This is a genomic window from Pseudomonas boreofloridensis (assembly GCF_030580795.1).
Classification (GTDB): domain Bacteria; phylum Pseudomonadota; class Gammaproteobacteria; order Pseudomonadales; family Pseudomonadaceae; genus Aquipseudomonas; species Aquipseudomonas boreofloridensis.
The window spans coordinates 173,053-189,523 of record NZ_JAUQOQ010000002.1 but is presented as its reverse complement, the minus strand read 5'-3'; the positions used below and the strand labels follow the sequence as shown (position 1 = coordinate 189,523).

At 64.9% G+C, this 16,471-nt stretch carries 19 protein-coding genes; 11 read left to right on the top strand and 8 right to left on the bottom strand.

The window, feature by feature from the left end:
- Positions 1-89: 89 nt before the first annotated feature.
- Together rpmB and rpmG are read left to right on the top strand one after the other, a co-directional pair.
- Positions 90-326 (top strand): 50S ribosomal protein L28, encoded by a 237-nt coding sequence (gene rpmB / locus Q6A47_RS03035; protein ID WP_003258972.1) that lies wholly within the window; start codon positions 90-92, stop codon positions 324-326.
- Positions 327-336: 10 nt separating this feature from the next.
- Positions 337-492 (top strand): 50S ribosomal protein L33, encoded by a 156-nt coding sequence (rpmG, locus tag Q6A47_RS03030; protein ID WP_003253507.1) that lies wholly within the window; start codon positions 337-339, stop codon positions 490-492.
- A gap of 74 nt (positions 493-566) precedes the next feature.
- Here rpmG and Q6A47_RS03025 read toward each other — a convergent pair whose 3' ends face one another.
- The 4 genes from Q6A47_RS03025 to Q6A47_RS03010 form a co-directional block, all read right to left on the bottom strand.
- Entirely contained in the window at positions 567-770 is a 204-nt protein-coding gene (locus tag Q6A47_RS03025; protein ID WP_029613173.1) for a hypothetical protein, read from the bottom strand.
- A gap of 135 nt (positions 771-905) precedes the next feature.
- Complete coding sequence (locus Q6A47_RS03020; RefSeq protein ID WP_295484141.1) at positions 906-1,109, bottom strand: hypothetical protein; 204 nt, start codon at positions 1,107-1,109, stop codon at positions 906-908.
- Between the two features lie 171 nt (positions 1,110-1,280).
- On the bottom strand, positions 1,281-1,532 hold the full coding sequence (locus Q6A47_RS03015) for an I78 family peptidase inhibitor (RefSeq protein WP_304482966.1): 252 nt from the start codon (positions 1,530-1,532) through the stop codon (positions 1,281-1,283).
- A gap of 89 nt (positions 1,533-1,621) precedes the next feature.
- Positions 1,622-1,981: a cupin domain-containing protein gene (locus Q6A47_RS03010; protein ID WP_295484135.1), complete on the bottom strand. Its 360-nt coding sequence runs from the start codon at positions 1,979-1,981 to the stop codon at positions 1,622-1,624.
- A gap of 211 nt (positions 1,982-2,192) precedes the next feature.
- On the opposite strand from Q6A47_RS03010, the gene Q6A47_RS03005 reads away from it, so the two are divergent.
- Complete coding sequence (locus Q6A47_RS03005; protein ID WP_029613169.1) at positions 2,193-3,686, top strand: aldehyde dehydrogenase; 1,494 nt, start codon at positions 2,193-2,195, stop codon at positions 3,684-3,686.
- An 85-nt stretch (positions 3,687-3,771) separates the two neighbouring features.
- Positions 3,772-4,911, top strand: a complete 1,140-nt coding sequence (locus Q6A47_RS03000) for an MFS transporter (RefSeq protein WP_116889859.1) — start codon at positions 3,772-3,774, stop codon at positions 4,909-4,911.
- Between the two features lie 4 nt (positions 4,912-4,915).
- On the opposite strand, the gene Q6A47_RS02995 is transcribed toward Q6A47_RS03000, so the two are convergent.
- Both Q6A47_RS02995 and Q6A47_RS02990 read right to left on the bottom strand, forming a co-directional pair.
- Positions 4,916-6,475 (bottom strand): phospholipase D family protein, encoded by a 1,560-nt coding sequence (locus Q6A47_RS02995; protein ID WP_304482965.1) that lies wholly within the window; start codon positions 6,473-6,475, stop codon positions 4,916-4,918.
- A gap of 61 nt (positions 6,476-6,536) precedes the next feature.
- Positions 6,537-7,967 (bottom strand): aminotransferase-like domain-containing protein, encoded by a 1,431-nt coding sequence (locus Q6A47_RS02990; RefSeq protein WP_304482964.1) that lies wholly within the window; start codon positions 7,965-7,967, stop codon positions 6,537-6,539.
- 283 nt (positions 7,968-8,250) lie between these two features.
- On the opposite strand from Q6A47_RS02990, the gene Q6A47_RS22915 reads away from it, so the two are divergent.
- Positions 8,251-8,373, top strand: a complete 123-nt coding sequence (locus tag Q6A47_RS22915; RefSeq protein WP_369811409.1) for a DUF1127 domain-containing protein — start codon at positions 8,251-8,253, stop codon at positions 8,371-8,373.
- Here the strand turns inward: Q6A47_RS22915 and Q6A47_RS02980 are convergent, their stop codons facing one another.
- Positions 8,374-9,666, bottom strand: a complete 1,293-nt coding sequence (locus Q6A47_RS02980; RefSeq protein WP_304482963.1) for an NAD(P)/FAD-dependent oxidoreductase — start codon at positions 9,664-9,666, stop codon at positions 8,374-8,376. It abuts the gene before it with no gap.
- Positions 9,667-9,767: 101 nt separating this feature from the next.
- Between Q6A47_RS02980 and Q6A47_RS02975 the strand changes: the two genes are divergently transcribed.
- On the top strand, positions 9,768-10,118 hold the full coding sequence (locus Q6A47_RS02975; RefSeq protein WP_029614714.1) for a YkgJ family cysteine cluster protein: 351 nt from the start codon (positions 9,768-9,770) through the stop codon (positions 10,116-10,118).
- Positions 10,119-10,121: 3 nt separating this feature from the next.
- Here the strand turns inward: Q6A47_RS02975 and dadR are convergent, their stop codons facing one another.
- The gene (gene dadR / locus Q6A47_RS02970) at positions 10,122-10,610 is read right to left on the bottom strand and encodes a transcriptional regulator DadR (RefSeq protein ID WP_039581953.1); all 489 of its coding nucleotides are present in this window, start codon (positions 10,608-10,610) and stop codon (positions 10,122-10,124) included.
- A 154-nt stretch (positions 10,611-10,764) separates the two neighbouring features.
- On the opposite strand from dadR, the gene dadA reads away from it, so the two are divergent.
- The 5 genes from dadA (at position 10,765) to Q6A47_RS02945 (ending at position 16,470) form a co-directional block, all read left to right on the top strand.
- A complete protein-coding gene (dadA, locus tag Q6A47_RS02965) occupies positions 10,765-12,066 on the top strand; it encodes a D-amino acid dehydrogenase (RefSeq protein WP_116889849.1) in 1,302 nt (433 codons plus the stop codon).
- A 96-nt stretch (positions 12,067-12,162) separates the two neighbouring features.
- The gene (gene alr, locus Q6A47_RS02960) at positions 12,163-13,236 is read left to right on the top strand and encodes an alanine racemase (RefSeq protein ID WP_304482961.1); all 1,074 of its coding nucleotides are present in this window, start codon (positions 12,163-12,165) and stop codon (positions 13,234-13,236) included.
- 106 nt (positions 13,237-13,342) lie between these two features.
- Positions 13,343-13,891 (top strand): cupin domain-containing protein, encoded by a 549-nt coding sequence (locus Q6A47_RS02955; RefSeq protein WP_039581939.1) that lies wholly within the window; start codon positions 13,343-13,345, stop codon positions 13,889-13,891.
- A 135-nt stretch (positions 13,892-14,026) separates the two neighbouring features.
- Complete coding sequence (locus Q6A47_RS02950; RefSeq protein ID WP_240326934.1) at positions 14,027-14,449, top strand: c-type cytochrome; 423 nt, start codon at positions 14,027-14,029, stop codon at positions 14,447-14,449.
- Between the two features lie 155 nt (positions 14,450-14,604).
- Positions 14,605-16,470, top strand: a complete 1,866-nt coding sequence (locus tag Q6A47_RS02945) for an acetyl-CoA hydrolase/transferase C-terminal domain-containing protein (RefSeq protein ID WP_304482959.1) — start codon at positions 14,605-14,607, stop codon at positions 16,468-16,470.
- Position 16,471 lies beyond the last annotated feature (1 nt).

Genomic DNA, 16,471 nt, shown 5'->3' with positions numbered 1-16,471 from the left:
CCAGAAACACGGCGCCTTGGCGCCATAGACTGAGAGATTAAGCGGCCAACCCATGCCGGGTTGGGCATGTGGTTTTAGAGGGCTGAGGCATGTCGAGAGTCTGTCAAGTTACCGGTAAGGGTCCGGTAACCGGGAATAACATTTCCCACGCAAACAACAAAACCCGTCGTCGTTTCCTGCCGAACCTGCAGCATCACCGTTTCTGGGTCGAGTCCGAGAAGCGTTTCGTGCGTCTGCGCGTTTCCGCCAAAGGCATGCGCGTCATTGACAAGCGTGGTATCGACGTAGTGCTGGCCGAGCTGCGCGCTCGCGGCGAAAAGTTCTAAGGAGAACGTCATGCGTGAATTGATCCGTCTGGTTTCGAGTGCTGGCACTGGCCACTTCTACACCACCGACAAGAACAAGCGCACCACCCCGGACAAGATCGAGATCAAGAAATACGATCCGGTCGTTCGCAAGCACGTGGTGTACAAGGAAGCCAAGATCAAGTAATTGATCGGCGACCTGAAAAAAACCCGCCTTCGCAAGAAGGCGGGTTTTTTTATGCCAGGTGATGCTTGGCAGGCTTAGACGTGGGCTGCAACGAAGGTGATGTTGCCGTCTTCGACGCTGTACAGCACGACGTCATGGCGCGCTTGCAGCGTGATGACTTCACCGACCTGCTCAGCATTGCTCACGCCGGCCAGTTCCTTCATGTAGCTCACTGCGCTGGGTACGAAAGGTGTGCCCAGCAGGTGCTGCAGAGCGTGTGTCGCTTGTTGGCTGTCCATGATCGTGTCCTTTTCGATAAGCCTCCAGTCGAGGCCGAACGATAGTCGATCATCCTGTGGGCCGAGACGCTGTAGATATTTAGGTGCAGAAAAAAACCGCTTCGGTAGGGAAGCGGTTTTCGACAGCGCCAGACTTCAGGCATTGGCCAGGTTCGTGATGAAGCCACTGTCATCCACGTAGATGCGCAGTTGATCTGGGCGGTAATCGCGCAGGTCTGCATCGCCTTTTACGATCCTCACAGCCTTCAAGCCGGTCAGTTCGAGCGCATAGGCCTGCACGGTTTCCACGTAGCGCGAGCCGATGATATGGCGAACCGGGCCGAGAATGTCGGTGGTCATGCTGCGTACTCCTGATCTGCTGTCCGACATTGGACACCGCTATGTTCAGGTGGCGGCATCTTGGCCGAGCGGTAATTAAGGATTGCAACGCGCAAAGTAGCCGCGAACTACCTGTCAGGCGAAAAAAAACCGCTTCCGATGGAAGCGGTCCTAAACGTTCGGCCAGTGGGATCAACCGAAGTCGACACCGCTGATCACACCCTGCGCGTCGGTACGCAGGTTGATGCGCTGAGGATTCAGCTCACCGGTGACGATGTCGGCTGGCCCGGTGACCGGACGGCCAGTGGTCTGTTTCAGCTCGTCACGAATCGCGTCGGTATAGGTCTTGCCGATCAAGCTCTGCATGGCTTCGTTGACTTGGGTGTCAGTCATGGCGGTGCCGCAGGTTTCGATGGCTTGGCCGGTGGTCTTTTCGATGGACATGGGTGACTCTCCTGAATGGTCCGGATTGGACACGCCCATGTTCACCCTCGGCGGTTGTATGGGGGCGGTAGATAATCCTGCCCAAGCGATCAGCGTTGCTCGAACATCACATAAATCTTGCGGCACGGCTCCAGCACCTCCCAGGTGCCCTTGAAGCCGGCCGGAATGACGAAGCGATCACCCGCGCGCAGGGTCTTGGCGTTGCCGTCTTCATCGCGCAGCACCGATACGCCCTGGACGATCTCGCAGTATTCGTGCTCGGTGTAGTTCACCGTCCACTGCCCCAGCTCACCTTCCCAGACCCCTGCCGCGAACTGCCCACAAGGACTGGAATAGTGGTTGTACACGGCCTGGTCGGGATCACCCTTGAGGATCTTTTCCGCCGCTGGGCGGTAGCGCTCGGCCTCGGTCAGGGCTTGGGCGAAATCGATGATGCGGTCGATGCTCATGCTGGATACCCTTTTGGTTCAAGACGTTGATTGTTTAATAAAATGCACATCAGTAGGCATTTTGGCCTTTAGTGTCAAATATATTGATAGTTTGTCAGGCCTGGTTTAGGGTGTCGGATGCCCGTGTGCGCTCGGCGCCCGGCCAGCATATCCGACAGTGCCCGTGAGTCCTCGGTACGGGGCTGCACTTCAACAAGAGGAGGAGTTTCGTATGACCACCTTGACGCGTGCGGATTGGGAACAACGTGCCCAGCAACTGAAGATCGAAGGCCGCGCCTTCATCGACGGCCACTATACCGACGCCGCCTCCGGCGATACTTTCGAGTGCCTGAGCCCGGTCGACGGGCGCTTCCTGGCCAAGGTTGCCAGTTGCGACCAGGCCGATGCCAACCGCGCGGTAGAAAATGCTCGCGCCACCTTCGCTTCGGGTGTCTGGTCGCAACTGCCGCCAGCCAAGCGCAAGGCCACGCTCATCCGTTTCGCCGGCCTGCTGCGCCAGCATGTCGAGGAACTGGCGCTGCTGGAAACCCTGGACATGGGCAAGCCGATCAGCGACTCCTCCAGCATCGACATCCCCGGCGCAGCCAACGCCATCCACTGGACCGCCGAGGCCATCGACAAGGTCTACGACGAAGTGGCCCCAACGCCCCATGACCAGCTCGGCCTGGTCACCCGCGAGCCGGTGGGTGTGGTCGGTGCCATCGTGCCGTGGAACTTCCCCCTGATGATGGCCTGCTGGAAACTCGGCCCGGCGCTGGCCACCGGCAACTCGGTGGTGCTCAAGCCTTCCGAGAAATCGCCGCTGACCGCCATCCGCATCGCCCAGTTGGCCATCGAGGCCGGTATCCCGGCGGGTGTGCTGAACGTGCTGCCAGGCTATGGCCACACGGTCGGCAAGGCCCTGGCCCTGCACATGGACGTGGACACCCTGGTGTTCACCGGCTCCACGCGCATCGCCAAGCAACTGATGGTGTATGCCGGCGAGTCGAACATGAAGCGCATCTGGCTCGAAGCCGGTGGCAAGAGCCCGAACATCGTCTTCGCCGACGCGCCTGATCTGCACGCCGCCGCCCAGGCTGCCGCCAGCGCCATCGCCTTCAACCAGGGCGAGGTCTGCACCGCCGGTTCGCGCCTGCTGGTCGAGCGCTCGATCAAGGACACCTTCCTGCCGATGGTGGTCGAGGCGCTCAAGGCCTGGAAGCCCGGTAACCCGCTGGACCCGGCCACCACGGTAGGCGCGCTGGTCGATACCCAGCAGATGAACACCGTGCTGTCGTACATCGACGCCGGTCATCAGGACGGCGCCACGCTGCTGGCCGGCGGCAAGCGCATCCTTGAGGAAACCGGTGGTACCTATGTCGAGCCGACCATCTTCGACGGCGTGACCAATGCCATGAAGATCGCCCAGGAAGAGATCTTCGGCCCGGTGCTGTCGGTGATCGCCTTCGACAGCGCCGAAGAGGCCGTGGCCATCGCCAACGACACGCCTTACGGCCTGGCCGCTGGCATCTGGACCGCCGACCTGTCCAAGGCGCACAAGACCGCTCGCGCCGTGCGCGCTGGCAGCGTCTGGGTGAATCAGTACGACGGCGGCGACATGACCGCGCCGTTCGGTGGTTTCAAGCAGTCTGGCAACGGCCGCGACAAGTCGCTGCATGCGCTGGAAAAGTACACCGAACTGAAAGCGACCTGGATCAAGCTGTAACCTCCCCAATGGCCCACTCGCGGGTCAATCGCTTCGGTGATTGGCACGCGAGTGGGCCTTGTGCATTTCGTTCAGGAGAAGGCCGATGCGTTGGGCCACCTACTTTGCCGTGCTGGCCTCGGTGCTCAGTGTCGGCCTCGCCCTCGGCGTGAGCATGCCGCTGGTGTCCCTGCGCCTGGAAGGCTGGGGCTACGGCAGTTTCGCTATTGGTGTGATGGCGGCGATGCCGGCCATCGGCGTGCTGCTCGGCGCCAGCCTGGCCAGTCGTCTGGCTGGCTGGCTCGGTGTTCCGGCGGCGATGCGTCTGTGCCTGTGGGGCGGGGCGCTGTCGATCGGCCTGCTGGCGCTGCTGCCCAGCTATCCGTTGTGGTTGGCGCTGCGCTTGCTGATCGGCACCTCGCTGACGGTGGTGTTCATCCTCGGCGAGAGCTGGATCAACCAGTTGGTGGTCGAGCAGTGGCGCGGTCGTCTGGTCGCGCTCTACGGCAGCAGCTATGCCCTGAGCCAACTGGCCGGGCCGCTGGTGTTGGGCGTGCTCGGCTCGGATGATGACTTCGGCTTCTGGGCGGCCACCGGCCTGCTGCTGCTGTCGCCATTGCTGCTGTTTGGCCGCACGGGCGCGCCGTCTACCGAAGCGTGCAGCGTGACCCTTCGCGATCTGTTGGCTTTCTGTCGGCGCCTGCCAGTGATCGCCTGGGCCATCGCCCTGTTCGCCGCCTTCGAGGCGATGATTCTCACGCTGCTGCCGGTCTACGTGCTGCAGCAGGGCTTCACCGCCGAAGTGGCGCTGTTCATGGTCAGCACCGTGGTGGTCGGCGACGCGGTGCTGCAACTGCCGATTGGCGCGTTGGCCGACCGCATGTCCCGGCAGGCTCTGTTCAGCGGCTGCGCCGTGAGCCTGATGGGGTCTAGCCTGGCGATTCCGCTGCTGTTGCATACACCGGCGATCTGGCCGCTTTGGGTGCTGTTCGGCGCCAGCGCCGGAGGGCTGTTCACCCTGTCGCTGATCCTCATCGGCGAGCGCTATCGTGACGACGCGCTGGTGCGCGCCAATGCCCACGTGGCGCAGTTGTGGGGCATCGGTTGCCTGCTCGGGCCGCTGCTGGCCGGGGCGGGCAGCCAGTGGGTCAGCGGCCATGCGCTGTTGTGGCTGATGGCGGCCGGTGCGGCGGGGCTGGTGTTGTTGACCCGGCGAGCGGGGGCGTTCGAGCCGGCCGCGCTGTGAGGGACTAGAGCATTCGCTCCAGTCCCACCGCCTGGGCTACCCACGCGTTGAAGCGTCGCCACAGGTCGCCCGGCTCTTCGGTCAGGGTGTGCACCTGGCCGTTGTCCTCGGTCACCCAGACCATCTTTCCGTCAACCAGCTTGGGCTGGTAGCTCAGCGCCGGGGCCATGCCCTGTTCGGCCAGCTCGCGGGTGTACTCGGCCAGCTCCGGGCTGTCGACCAACACTCCCACTTCGGTGTTCCACAGCACCGAGCGCGGGTCGAAGTTGAACGAGCCGATGAAGGTCTTCTGCCGGTCGAAGACCATGGCCTTGCTGTGCAGGCTCGAATCCGACTGCCCCTTGAAGCTCAGCGCGCCGCGTACGGCACTCGGATCGCCAGGTTGGCGGCGCAGTTCGAACAGCTCCACCCCATGCTCCAGCAGCGCGCGCCGGTAGGGCGCATAGCCGCCATGCACGGCCGGCACGTCGGTGGCCTCCAGCGAGTTGGTCAGCAGCTTCACCGAGGCGCCGGCGTCGGCACGGCCGGTGAGATACAGCAGGCCCGGCTCGCCGGGCACGAAGTAGGCCGACACCAGGATCAGTTCACGGTGCACGCGCTCCAGGTCCGGCGCCAACTGCTGGCTCATCAGCAGGTGCGGATCGGGGTCGCCGCTGGACAGCACCTTGCTCGGCGCATCCCATAGCGCTTGGCTGTGGGCCCAGATCAGCTCGTTGCGCCAGGTGTCCAGGCGCGGTTCGGTCTGGTAGGCCATCAGGCGGTCGTACAGTGCCGGGTGCTTCTCCCGCGCCTGTGCCAGCCAGACCTCCAGCCGTTGCCGGCTGCTGTGCAGGTCGTCGGCGTCCGGGGTGCGCCAGAGAAAATCACCGATCGGCCGGCTCAAGGCGCTGTTCCAGTACTGGTCGAAGCTGTGCCCGAGCTGTTCGGCCACCGGACCGACGCCGAGCAGGTCGATGTCGGTGAAGTTGAGGTTGGGCTCGGCATCGAAGTACTCATCGCCCAGGTTACGGCCGCCGACGATGGCCATGCTGTTGTCGACCAGGAACAGCTTGTTGTGCATGCGCCGGTGTTGCAGCGACAGGTTGAACAGCCGTCCGAGGGTGCGGGTCAGGCCCGTACTGCGGCCAAGGTGCAGCGGATTGAACAGGCGGATCTGGATGCGCGGGTGGGCGTCCAGGGTGGCGATCAGGCTGTCCAGGCCATCGCTGGTGGTGTCGTCGAGCAGGATGCGCACGCGCACGCCGCGGTCGGCGGCACGCAGCAGTTCGTGGACCAGGGCGCGGGTGCTGAGCCCGTCGTGGACGATGTAGTACTGCAGGTCGATGCTGGTCTGGGCATGGCGGATCAGCTCGGCGCGGGCCCGGAACGCCTCGCTGCTGTTGGGCAGCAGGCGAAAGCCGGAGCGCCCCTCGTAGGGCGCGGCCTGGCGCTGCACCGAGCGGCCGAAGGCGGAGTCGACGGCAGGCAGCGCCTGGCTGACATCGCGCGGGGTATCGACGCTGGCGCAGCCCTGCAGGCCGAGCAGCAGCGCCAGCAGCAGGGGCAAGGCTCGCTGGAGACTCAAGGGGGATCGTCCTGTGCGACGGGTCACGTGGAAACCTTGGACCATGCAAGGTCGTGCAAAGTTACCCGCCGTTGTCGTCCTGCGCCAGTAGCCGGCACGCGGTTTCACCGACCTTGCGCACAGCCGCCTCGATCTGCGGGGTGGCCCGTGCGGCAAAATTCATGCGCAGGCAATGCCGGTACTTGCCCGAGGCCGAGAAGATGCTGCCCACGGCGATCTGCACGCCTTGATCGAGCAAGGCGCGGTTCAGACGCAAGGTATCGAAACGCTCCGGCAGCTCGACCCATAGCATGAATCCCCCTTGGGGCCGGCTGGCGCGGGTGCCGGGTGGGAAATAGCGCGTGACCCAGTCGCTCATCTGGTCGCGGGCACGCTGATACTGCGCACGCACCCGCCGCAAATGCGGCTGGTAATGGCCCTGGGCGATGAAGTCGGCGATTGCCAGTTGCGGCTGGCAGGCCGTGCTGCCGGTGCTGATGTACTTCATGTGCAGCACCCGCTCCAGGTAGCGCCCCGGCGCCACCCAGCCGACCCGCAGGCCGGGGGCGAGGGTCTTGGAGAACGAACTGCACAGCAGCACGCGCCCGTCCTCGTCGAACGACTTGAGCGTGCGCGGACGCGGGTAGGTGTAGGCCAGGTCGCCGTACACATCGTCCTCGATGATCGCCACGTCATAGCGCTGGGCCAGGGTGAGCAGCGCCTTCTTGCGCGCCTCGGGCATGATGTAGCCCAGCGGGTTGTTGCAGTTGGGCGTGATCTGGATGAGCTTGATCGGCCATTGTTCCAGCGCCAGTTCCAGGGCCTCCAGGCTGATGCCGGTGACCGGGTCGGTGGGGATCTCCAGCGCCTTCATGCCGAACCCTTTGAGGGTCTGCATGGCGCCGTGGAAGCTTGGCGAATCCACCGCGACGATGTCGCCGGGCTCGCACACCGCGCGGATGCTGGTCGACAGCGCCTCATGGCAGCCCGTGGTGACCACCAGGTCGCCCGCTGCCAGGGTGCAACCGGAGTCCAGGGCCAGGCGCGCGATCTGTTCTCGCAGGCCCAGGTTGCCGTGGATGTTGTCGTAGTACAGTCCCGGCATGTCCAGGCGCCGGCTGAGCTGGGCGAGGCTGCGCAGCAGCGGTTTGAGGGTGGGGCTTTCGATGTCCGGCATGCCGCGCCCGAGCTGGATCACGTCGGGGCGAGGGTTGGCGCGAACCAGTTCCAGCACCTGCTCCCATTGCGAGATATCCACCGGTCGCTGCGCCGGACGGCTGATGGCTGGGAGCGCTGGCACGCTCAGGTGCTCGGCCACGAAATAACCCGATTTGGGCCGTGGCGATACCAGGCCCGCCTCTTCCAACTGCCGATAGGCCTGCTGCACCGTGCTCAGGCTGACGCCGTGCTCCAGGCTCAACGCCCGCACCGAGGGCAAGCGCTCGCCTGGGCGGTACAGGCCTTGTTCGATGCGCGCGCCGAGCAGCTCGGCCAGGTTCATGTACAGGTTCACAGGCATACTCCTGCGCAGGCTAATCGGCGCGACCATACAGATCGGCCGAAAATACGCCATTCAGCTGCGGCTGCGCCAGTTCTGTATTGGAATAATAAGATTTGTTTGGATCTGTATCGTCGCTAACCCGCCAGCGCATGCTAGCACCAGGTTTCGATCACAAGGAGAAGCGGCGATGACCGGAATGAGCGATGTGCGATTGATGCTGCAGGCCGACGAATGTGCAGCAGGACAGCCCTCAAGGCTGTCATGCGCTCCGGTAGACCTTGGCTCATGGAGATTGATGCTGCACCGCTGGCAGTCGCGCAAGCTGTTGCGCGAACTCAGCGACCAGCAGTTGCTGGACATCGGTCTGAGCCGCGAGCAGGCCTGGGAAGAAGGCTGCAAGCCATTCTGGCGCGGTTGATCAGAGCAGTTCCTTGAGCCGGTACCAGAGCATGCCCAAGGCCAGCAGCGGCGAGCGCAGCAACCTGCCGCCCGGGAAGGTGGCATGGGGCACCTGGGCGAACAGGTCGAAGCGGCCGCTGTGCTGACCGCCGATGGCTTCGCCGAGCAACCGTCCGGCCAGGTGCGTGGCGTTGAGGCCGTGACCCGAATAGGCCTGGGCGTAGTACACATTGGGCTGCTCGGGCAGGCGACCGATCTGCGGCAGGCGATTGGCGCCGATGCCGATCATGCCGCCCCATTGGTAGTCGATGCGTACCCCGGCCAGTTGCGGGAACACCTTGAGCATCTTCGGGCCCATGTAGGCGGCGATGTCCTTGGGGTCACGCCCGGAATAGTGGCAGGCGCCGCCGAACAGCAAGCGGTGGTCGGCGGACAGACGGAAGTAGTCCAGCGCCACGCGTTGGTCGCACACCGCCATGTTCTGTGGCAGCAAATCGCGAGCGCGGGCCTCGCCCAGCGGCTCGGTGGCGATGATGTAGCTGCCGGCGGGCAGCACCTTGCCGCCCAGTTCGCGGTTCAGGTCGTTGTGATAGGCGTTGGTGCACAACACCAGGGTGTTGGCGCGCACCCGGCCGCGCGCCGTGTGCACCTGCACCTGCGGGCCGTAGTCGATGCGGGTCACCTCGGAGCCTTCATGCAGCTTCACGCCCAGGCGCGCCGCGACGGCCGCCTCGCCGATGGCCAGGTTCAGCGGGTGCACGTGGCCTGAGCCCATGTACACCAGGCCGCCGACGAAGCAGGCCGAATTGACCACGCTGCGGATCTGCGATGCGGGCACCACGCGCACCTCGTAGCGGTAGCCCAGGCTGCGCAACTCATCGGCGTCGGCGGCGAAACCGTCGAGTTCGGCCGGCTTATAGGCGAGGTCGCTGTAGCCCCAGGTCAGGTCGCAGGCGATGGCATGCTGCTCGATACGTTCGCGGGCAATCTGCACGGCTTCCAGGCCCATCAGCTTGAGGCTGCGTACGCCGTCTGCGCCGATGACCGGCAGGAACTGCTCGACGTCGTGGCCCACGCCGCGAATCAACTGCCCGCCATTGCGCCCGCTGGCGCCCCAGCCGATGCGCCGGGCCTCGAGCAGGACCACGGAGAAGCCGCGCTCGGCCAGTTCGATGGCGGTATTGAGCCCTGAGTAGCCGCCGCCGACGATGCACACGTCGGCGCTGTGCTCGCCTTCCAGGCACGGGTAGTCCGGTTGCGGCAGGCGGCTGGCGGCATAGTAGGAGGCAGCGTGCTGGGCGCTGTGGATCATGGCCGGGTTCCTGGGGCTGGGCGAAAAGCTGCGAGGATAAGCGGGGCGCGCGGGGGCGGCAATGGCCCTATAATGCCCGGCCCCTCAATGACACGCCGACCATGTCCTGCACCCACAAGATCCAGTTCCTGCGCGAACTCATCCCCTCGTTCGAATGCGAGCCCGGCTGCCACGACTGCTGCGGTCCGGTCACCACCTCCAGCGCGGAGATGGCGCGTCTGCCGCGCAAGACCGCGGCCGAGCAGGAGGCTGCCTTGCAGCGCCTGGATTGCGTGCACCTCGGTCCTCAAGGTTGCACCGTCTATACAGAGCGCCCGCTGATCTGCCGCTTGTTCGGCACCACTCCGCGCCTGGCCTGTCCGCGCGGTCGCGGGCCGCAGACGCCGATCGAGCCGCAGGCCGAGCAACTGATTCATGGTTACATCGCCAGTACCCGCCAGGTGCTGGTCTGAGGTTCAGTCCGGAATCGGCAGGCAGAGGCTCTCCTTCACCTCCTCCATCACGATGTAGCTTTTCGATTCCCGCACATGGGGCAGCTTGAGCAGGATGTCGCCGAGCAGCTTGCGGTACGACGCCATCTCCGAGATGCGTGCCTTGACCAGGTAATCGAAGTCGCCGGAAACCAGATGGCATTCCAGCACATGGGGCAGCTTGAGCACGGCGCGGCGGAACTCCTCGAAGGTGTCGCCCGACTTGTAGTCCAGGCTGATCTCGACGAACACCAGCAGGCTGCCCTTCAGGTGCTGCGGGTTGAGCCGGGCGTTGTAGCCCATGATGATCCCCTCGCGTTCCAGACGGCGCACGCGCTCGGTGCAGGGCGTGGTGGACAGCCCGACTTTCTCGCCCAGTTCGGTGAACGAGATGCGCCCGTCGCTTTGCAGGATGCGCAAGATGTTGCGGTCGATCTTGTCCAGTTCCCGCTTGCTCTGGTGCTGGGTTCTCATAGGGGATGCCCCTCCGTCTAAGGCGTTCGTGCCGAGAATTCTCGCCAAATATAGGCGCTTATATAGTGAAATGCACTGGCCTGAGATTCTTATACTGCGCGCATCCATGCCATTTCGAACAACACAGCGGTGCGCCGCGCATGAGGGATAGACGATGCGAGTTCTGGTACTTGGTAGCGGTGTGATCGGGACCGCCAGTGCCTACTACCTGGCCCGGCAAGGTTTCGAGGTCACGGTGGTCGATCGCCAGCCGGCGGTGGCCATGGAAACCAGCTTCGCCAACGCAGGCCAGATCTCGCCCGGCTACGCTTCGCCCTGGGCTGCACCGGGCGTTCCGCTCAAGGCCATCAAATGGCTGCTCGAGCGGCACGCCCCGCTGGCCATCAAGCTCACCGGTGATGTCGATCAGTACCTGTGGATGGCGCAGATGCTGCGCAACTGCACCGCCAGCCGTTATGCGGTGAACAAGGAGCGCATGGTGCGGCTGTCCGAATACAGCCGCGACTGCCTCGACGAACTGCGCGCCGAAACCGGCATCGCCTACGAAAGCCGCACCCTGGGCACCACCCAGTTGTTCCGCACCCAGGCCCAGGTGGATGCCGCGGCCAAGGACATCGCCGTGCTCGAACAGTCCGGCGTGCCCTACGAATTGCTCGACCGCGACGCCATTGCCCGGGTCGAACCTGCCTTGGCAGGGGCCAAGCACCTGCTGGCCGGTGCCCTGCGCCTGCCCAACGACCAGACCGGCGACTGCCAGCTGTTCACCACCCAACTTGCGGAAATGGCCGTGAAGCTGGGTGTCGAGTTCCGCTTCGGGCAGAACATCCAGCGCCTGGATCAGGCCGGCGACCGACTCAACGGCGTGTGGATCGACGGCAAGCTGGAAACGGCTGACCGCTACGTCCTGGCGCTGGGCAGCTATTCGCCGCAGTTGCTCAAGCCGCTGGGCATCAAGGCCCCGGTGTACCCGCTCAAGGGTTACTCGCTGACCGTGCCGATCACCGACGCGGCCATGGCGCCGACTTCGACCATCCTCGACGAAACCTACAAGGTTGCCATCACCCGTTTCGACAACCGTATTCGGGTCGGCGGCATGGCTGAAATCGCCGGCTTCGACCTCTCTCTGAACCCGCGTCGGCGCGAAACGCTGGAGATGATCGTCAACGACCTTTATCCTCGCGGCGGCGACCTGAGCCAGGCCAGTTTCTGGACCGGCCTGCGCCCGGCTACCCCGGATGGCACGCCGATCGTCGGCGCCACCGCGCTGAGCAACCTGTACCTGAACACCGGTCACGGCACCTTGGGCTGGACCATGGCCTGTGGCTCCGGTCGCCTGTTGGCCGACCTGATTGCGCGCAAGAAGCCGCAGATCAGTGCCGAAGGTCTGGACATCTCGCGCTATGGCCAAGCCGGTGAGGTCGCTCGGCAGGGCCGTCCGCTGTCGGCCCATCAGTAACGACGATGACCGGTTGAGCCCGCCCCCGGTAGGCGCGGGCTCAACCGCGATGAATGCCCCATCTGCCCATAACCAGATCCACCAGAAGGCTGCCCCATGCGCCCCGCCCGTGCCCTGATCGACCTCCAAGCGCTGCGTCACAACTACCGTCTGGCCCGTGAACTGGCCGGTGCCAAGGCCCTGGCCGTGGTCAAGGCCGATGCTTACGGCCATGGTGCGGTGCGCTGTGCCCTGGCGCTGGAGGCCGATGCCGACGGCTTTGCCGTGGCCTGCATCGAGGAGGCGCTGGAGCTGCGCGCCGCGGGCATCAAGGCGCCGGTGCTGCTGCTCGAAGGGTTCTTCGAGGCCAGCGAGCTGGCGCTGATCGCCGAGCATGACCTGTGGTGCGTGGTCCATTCGCTGTGGCAGCTCGAGGCCATCGAACAGCATCCGGTGCACAAGCCATTGAACATCTGGCTCAAGCTCGACAGCGGCATGCACCGTGTCGGCCTGCACCCGAAGGACTACCACGAGGCCTATCAGCGTCTGCTGGCCAGCGGCAAAGTGGCGCGCATCGTGCTGATGAGCCATTTCTCCCGGGCCGACGAACTGGACGCGGCGACCACCGAACAGCAAGTCGCCGCCTTCGAGGCCGCGCGCCAGGGCCTGACCGCCGAGTGCAGCCTGCGCAATTCCCCGGGCGTGCTGGCGTGGCCGAACACGCCGAGCGACTGGGTACGGCCGGGCATCATGCTGTACGGCGCCTCGCCCTTCGAGGTCGAGCAGGCCCAGGCGGCGCGCCTGCAGCCGGTGATGACCCTGCAATCGCGCATCATCAGTGTGCGTGAGCTGCCCATCGGTGAGCCGGTGGGCTATGGCGCGCGGTTCACCAGCACGCGCCCGACCCGCGTCGGCGTGGTCGCCATGGGCTATGCCGATGGCTATCCGCGACATGCCCCCAGCGGCACGCCGGTGGTGGTCGCGGGCAAGCGCACGCAACTGATCGGCCGGGTGTCGATGGACATGCTCTGCGTCGACCTCACCGAGGTGCCCGAGGCGACCGTCGGCAGCCCGGTGGAGTTGTGGGGCAAGCAGGTATTGGCCAGCGATGTAGCGCAGCAGGCGGGCACCATCCCCTATCAGATTTTCTGCAACCTGCGCCGGGTGCCGCTGGAGTACGAGGGCCAATAAGGTCGTTCGCGGCGGTGAGAGGCGGTCGTGTTGTAAATACTGAACGGCATTGCCATGATATCGTTCACACTTTGCCTCACCACGACCGTTTCTGGAGACCCACGCTTTGGACGTTGGCGAACGACTGCAAGCCATCCGCAAGCTCAAGGGCCTGTCCCAGCGCGAACTCGCCAAACGGGCGGGGGTGACCAACAGCACCATCTCGATGATCGAGAAAAACAGCGTGAGCCCCTCGATCAGCTCGCTGCGCAAGGTGCTCAGCGGCATTCCCATGTCGATGGTGGAGTTCTTCTCCGTCGAACTGGCGCCGGAAAGTCCGACGCAGATCGTCTACAAGGCCCATGAGCTGATCGACATTTCCGACGGCGCGGTGACCATGAAGCTGGTCGGCAAGTCGCACCCCAACCGCGCCATCGCCTTTCTCAACGAGGTGTACCCGCCCGGCGCCGACACGGGTGAAGAAATGCTCACCCACGACGGCGAAGAGACCGGCATCCTGCTCGAAGGTCGCCTGGAGCTGGTGGTGGGCACCGAAACCTTCCTGCTCGAAGCCGGCGACAGCTACTACTTCGAAAGCACCCGCCCGCACCGTTTCCGCAATCCGTTCGACGAGCCCGCCCGGCTCATCAGCGCCGCCACCCCCTCGAATTTTTGATCCAGCTCAGGCTATTGCGTCGCCAATACCCCTTTACGCAGTAGGGTCGTTCACGCCCTCAGGGCTTGTCGCTATACTCGGCCGCGCTCGCCAACCGTGGCCGCGAGCCTGATCAGCCACCATGAGGGTGTACGCGTGAACCCAATCAAGAAGATGCTGGCCGTACCAGCAGCCCTGTTCGCTGTGTGGGCGCTGAGTGCGACCGCAGCGACCAACGACGACATCGCCAAGCGCCTGGAGCCGGTCGGCAAGGTGTGCATTCAGGGCCAGGAATGCCAAGGCATGGCCGTCACCGCTGCGGCCGCCGGCGCTGGCGCCAGAAGCGCCGACGACATCGTCGCCAAGCACTGCAACGCCTGCCATGCCACTGGCCTGCTGAACGCGCCGAAGATCGGCGACACGGCGGCCTGGAAAGAGCGCGCCGATCACCAGGGTGGTCTGGACGGCATTCTGGCCAAGGCCATCACCGGCCTGAACGCCATGCCGCCCAAGGGCACCTGCGGCGACTGCTCGGACGACGAGCTCAAGGGCGCTATCAAGAAGATGTCCGGGCTCTGATCCCACGCCAGAAGACGGTGGTGTAGACGCGGCCTCGTGCCGCGAACCGGTCGCAACGAACGCGGGTCGTCGTAGCCTTTGCACGACAGGTCGGGAGCCACACGCTCCCGGCAATGGTCACATCCTGTACGCCTCACACGCCGCAGGAGCTTCCAATGCCCCACCGTTGCTCGATCGACCACGCCGTCGACCAGGCCCTGGCCCGTCTTCCGGCCCATATCCACATGGGCTTGCCGCTGGGGCTGGGCAAGCCCAATGCCTTCGTCAATGCGCTCTACGCCCGCATCCGCGCGCTGCCCGAGCGCCGCCTGACGATCTATACCGCCCTCAGCCTGGGCCGACCGTCGCTCGGCGAGGGCCTGCAGCAGCGCTTTCTCGAACCCTTCCTGGAACGGGTGTTCGCCGATTACGAAGAGCTCGACTACCTCAAGGACCTGCGCGACGACACACTGCCGGCCAACATCCGCGTCGAGCAGTTCTTCATGCAGCCCGGCTCCCTGCTGCACAGCGCGTCTGCCCAGCAGGACTACGTCAGCAGCAACTACAGCCACGCCGCCCGCGACATCAATGCCAAGGGCCTGAACCTGATCGCCCAATTGGTCGCCGCCACGCCGGAGCGCCCGGAGCACCTCAGCCTGGCCTGCAATCCCGACATCACCCTGGACCTGCTGCCGATGGTCGCCGCACGCCGCGCCGCTGGCGAAACCGTGCTCATGCTCGGCCAGGTGCATGCCGAACTGCCCTACATGCCGGGCGATGCCGAGTTGCACATCCAGGCCTTCGACCTGCTGATCGACGAAGTCGAGCAGCGGCGCCTGTTCAGCACGCCGAACATGCCGGTCACCGTCCAGGACCACTGCATTGGCGTGTACGCCAGCACGCTGGTGCGCGATGGCGGTACGTTGCAGATCGGCATTGGTGCCATGGGCGATGCGGTGGCGGCGGCTCTTCTGGCGCGCCAGGCCGACAACGCCGCCTACCGGGCGCTGCTGGACGACTTCGACCTCAGCCCCTGGCGGAGCCTGATCGACCGTGAAGGCGGGCAGGACGACTTCGCCCAGGGCATGTATGGCTGCAGCGAGATGTTCGTCAACGGCCTGCTGACGCTGGCCGAGGCGGGCGTGGTGCGACGTCCGGCAGACGAGCGCGGCGTGCTGGTGCACGGCGGCTTCTTCCTCGGCCCAGCCGATTTCTACCAGCGCCTGCGGCACATGTCGCTGGAGCAGCGCGCGCGTTTTTCCATGACGGCCATCAGCTTCATCAACGAATTGTACGGCGACGAAGCGCTCAAGCGCCGGCAGCGGCGCGACGCGCGGTTCGTCAACACGGTGTTCGGCATGACCTTGCTGGGTGCTGGGGTGGCCGACCAGTTGGAAGACGGCAGGGTGCTCAGCGGCGTCGGTGGGCAATACAACTTCGTCGCCCAGGGCCACGCATTGCAAGGCGCGCGCTCGATCCTGCTGCTGCGCAGTTGGCGTGAAGCCGGTGGCGAAGTGAGCTCGAACCTGTATTGGCAGTACGGGCATTGCACCATCCCGCGCCATCTGCGCGACATCGTCATCACCGAATACGGCATCGCCGACCTGCGCGGGCAGACCGACAGCGAGGTGATCGCACGGCTGTTGGCGATCAGCGACTCACGTTTCCAGCAAACGCTGATGGCCCAGGCCAAGAAGGCCGGCAAGCTGGCGCAGGATTTCGCCTTGGACGCCCGCTTCACCGACAACACGCCCGAACGCCTGGAGGCGATCAGGGCGCGGCATGCGTCGATGTTCGCCGAGTATCCGCTGGGCAGCGACTTCACGGCTCAAGAGCAGGACGTGCTGCGTGCCCTGAATTGGCTCAAGAGCAAGTTCAAGCTGAGCGAAGCGCTGACGCTGGGCAAGGCAGCGCTGGATGCGCCCGAGCCCGAGGCGTATCCGGCGCACCTGGCGCGGATGAACCTGGCGCAGCCCGAAGGCCTGAAGGAGGAGCTTTACCAGCGCTTGCTGCTGGCGGGCCTGCACGCGACCCGCCCGTAGC

Bases quoted from the DNA above. Each gene is read 5' to 3' on its own strand.
- Q6A47_RS03000 (WP_116889859.1), top strand. From the start codon at position 3,772: ATGCGTTGGGCCACCTACTTTGCCGTGCTGGCCTCGGTGCTCAGTGTC.
- alr (WP_304482961.1), top strand. From the start codon at position 12,163: ATGCGCCCCGCCCGTGCCCTGATCGACCTCCAAGCGCTGCGTCACAAC.
- dadR (WP_039581953.1), bottom strand. From the start codon at position 10,610: ATGAGAACCCAGCACCAGAGCAAGCGGGAACTGGACAAGATCGACCGC.
- Q6A47_RS02975 (WP_029614714.1), top strand. From the start codon at position 9,768: ATGTCCTGCACCCACAAGATCCAGTTCCTGCGCGAACTCATCCCCTCG.
- dadA (WP_116889849.1), top strand. From the start codon at position 10,765: ATGCGAGTTCTGGTACTTGGTAGCGGTGTGATCGGGACCGCCAGTGCC.
- Q6A47_RS03005 (WP_029613169.1), top strand. From the start codon at position 2,193: ATGACCACCTTGACGCGTGCGGATTGGGAACAACGTGCCCAGCAACTG.
- rpmG (WP_003253507.1), top strand. From the start codon at position 337: ATGCGTGAATTGATCCGTCTGGTTTCGAGTGCTGGCACTGGCCACTTC.
- Q6A47_RS03025 (WP_029613173.1), bottom strand. From the start codon at position 770: ATGGACAGCCAACAAGCGACACACGCTCTGCAGCACCTGCTGGGCACA.
- Q6A47_RS02980 (WP_304482963.1), bottom strand. From the start codon at position 9,666: ATGATCCACAGCGCCCAGCACGCTGCCTCCTACTATGCCGCCAGCCGC.
- Q6A47_RS03010 (WP_295484135.1), bottom strand. From the start codon at position 1,981: ATGAGCATCGACCGCATCATCGATTTCGCCCAAGCCCTGACCGAGGCC.
- Q6A47_RS22915 (WP_369811409.1), top strand. From the start codon at position 8,251: ATGCTGCACCGCTGGCAGTCGCGCAAGCTGTTGCGCGAACTCAGCGAC.
- Q6A47_RS02945 (WP_304482959.1), top strand. From the start codon at position 14,605: ATGCCCCACCGTTGCTCGATCGACCACGCCGTCGACCAGGCCCTGGCC.
- rpmB (WP_003258972.1), top strand. From the start codon at position 90: ATGTCGAGAGTCTGTCAAGTTACCGGTAAGGGTCCGGTAACCGGGAAT.
- Q6A47_RS03020 (WP_295484141.1), bottom strand. From the start codon at position 1,109: ATGACCACCGACATTCTCGGCCCGGTTCGCCATATCATCGGCTCGCGC.
- Q6A47_RS03015 (WP_304482966.1), bottom strand. From the start codon at position 1,532: ATGTCCATCGAAAAGACCACCGGCCAAGCCATCGAAACCTGCGGCACC.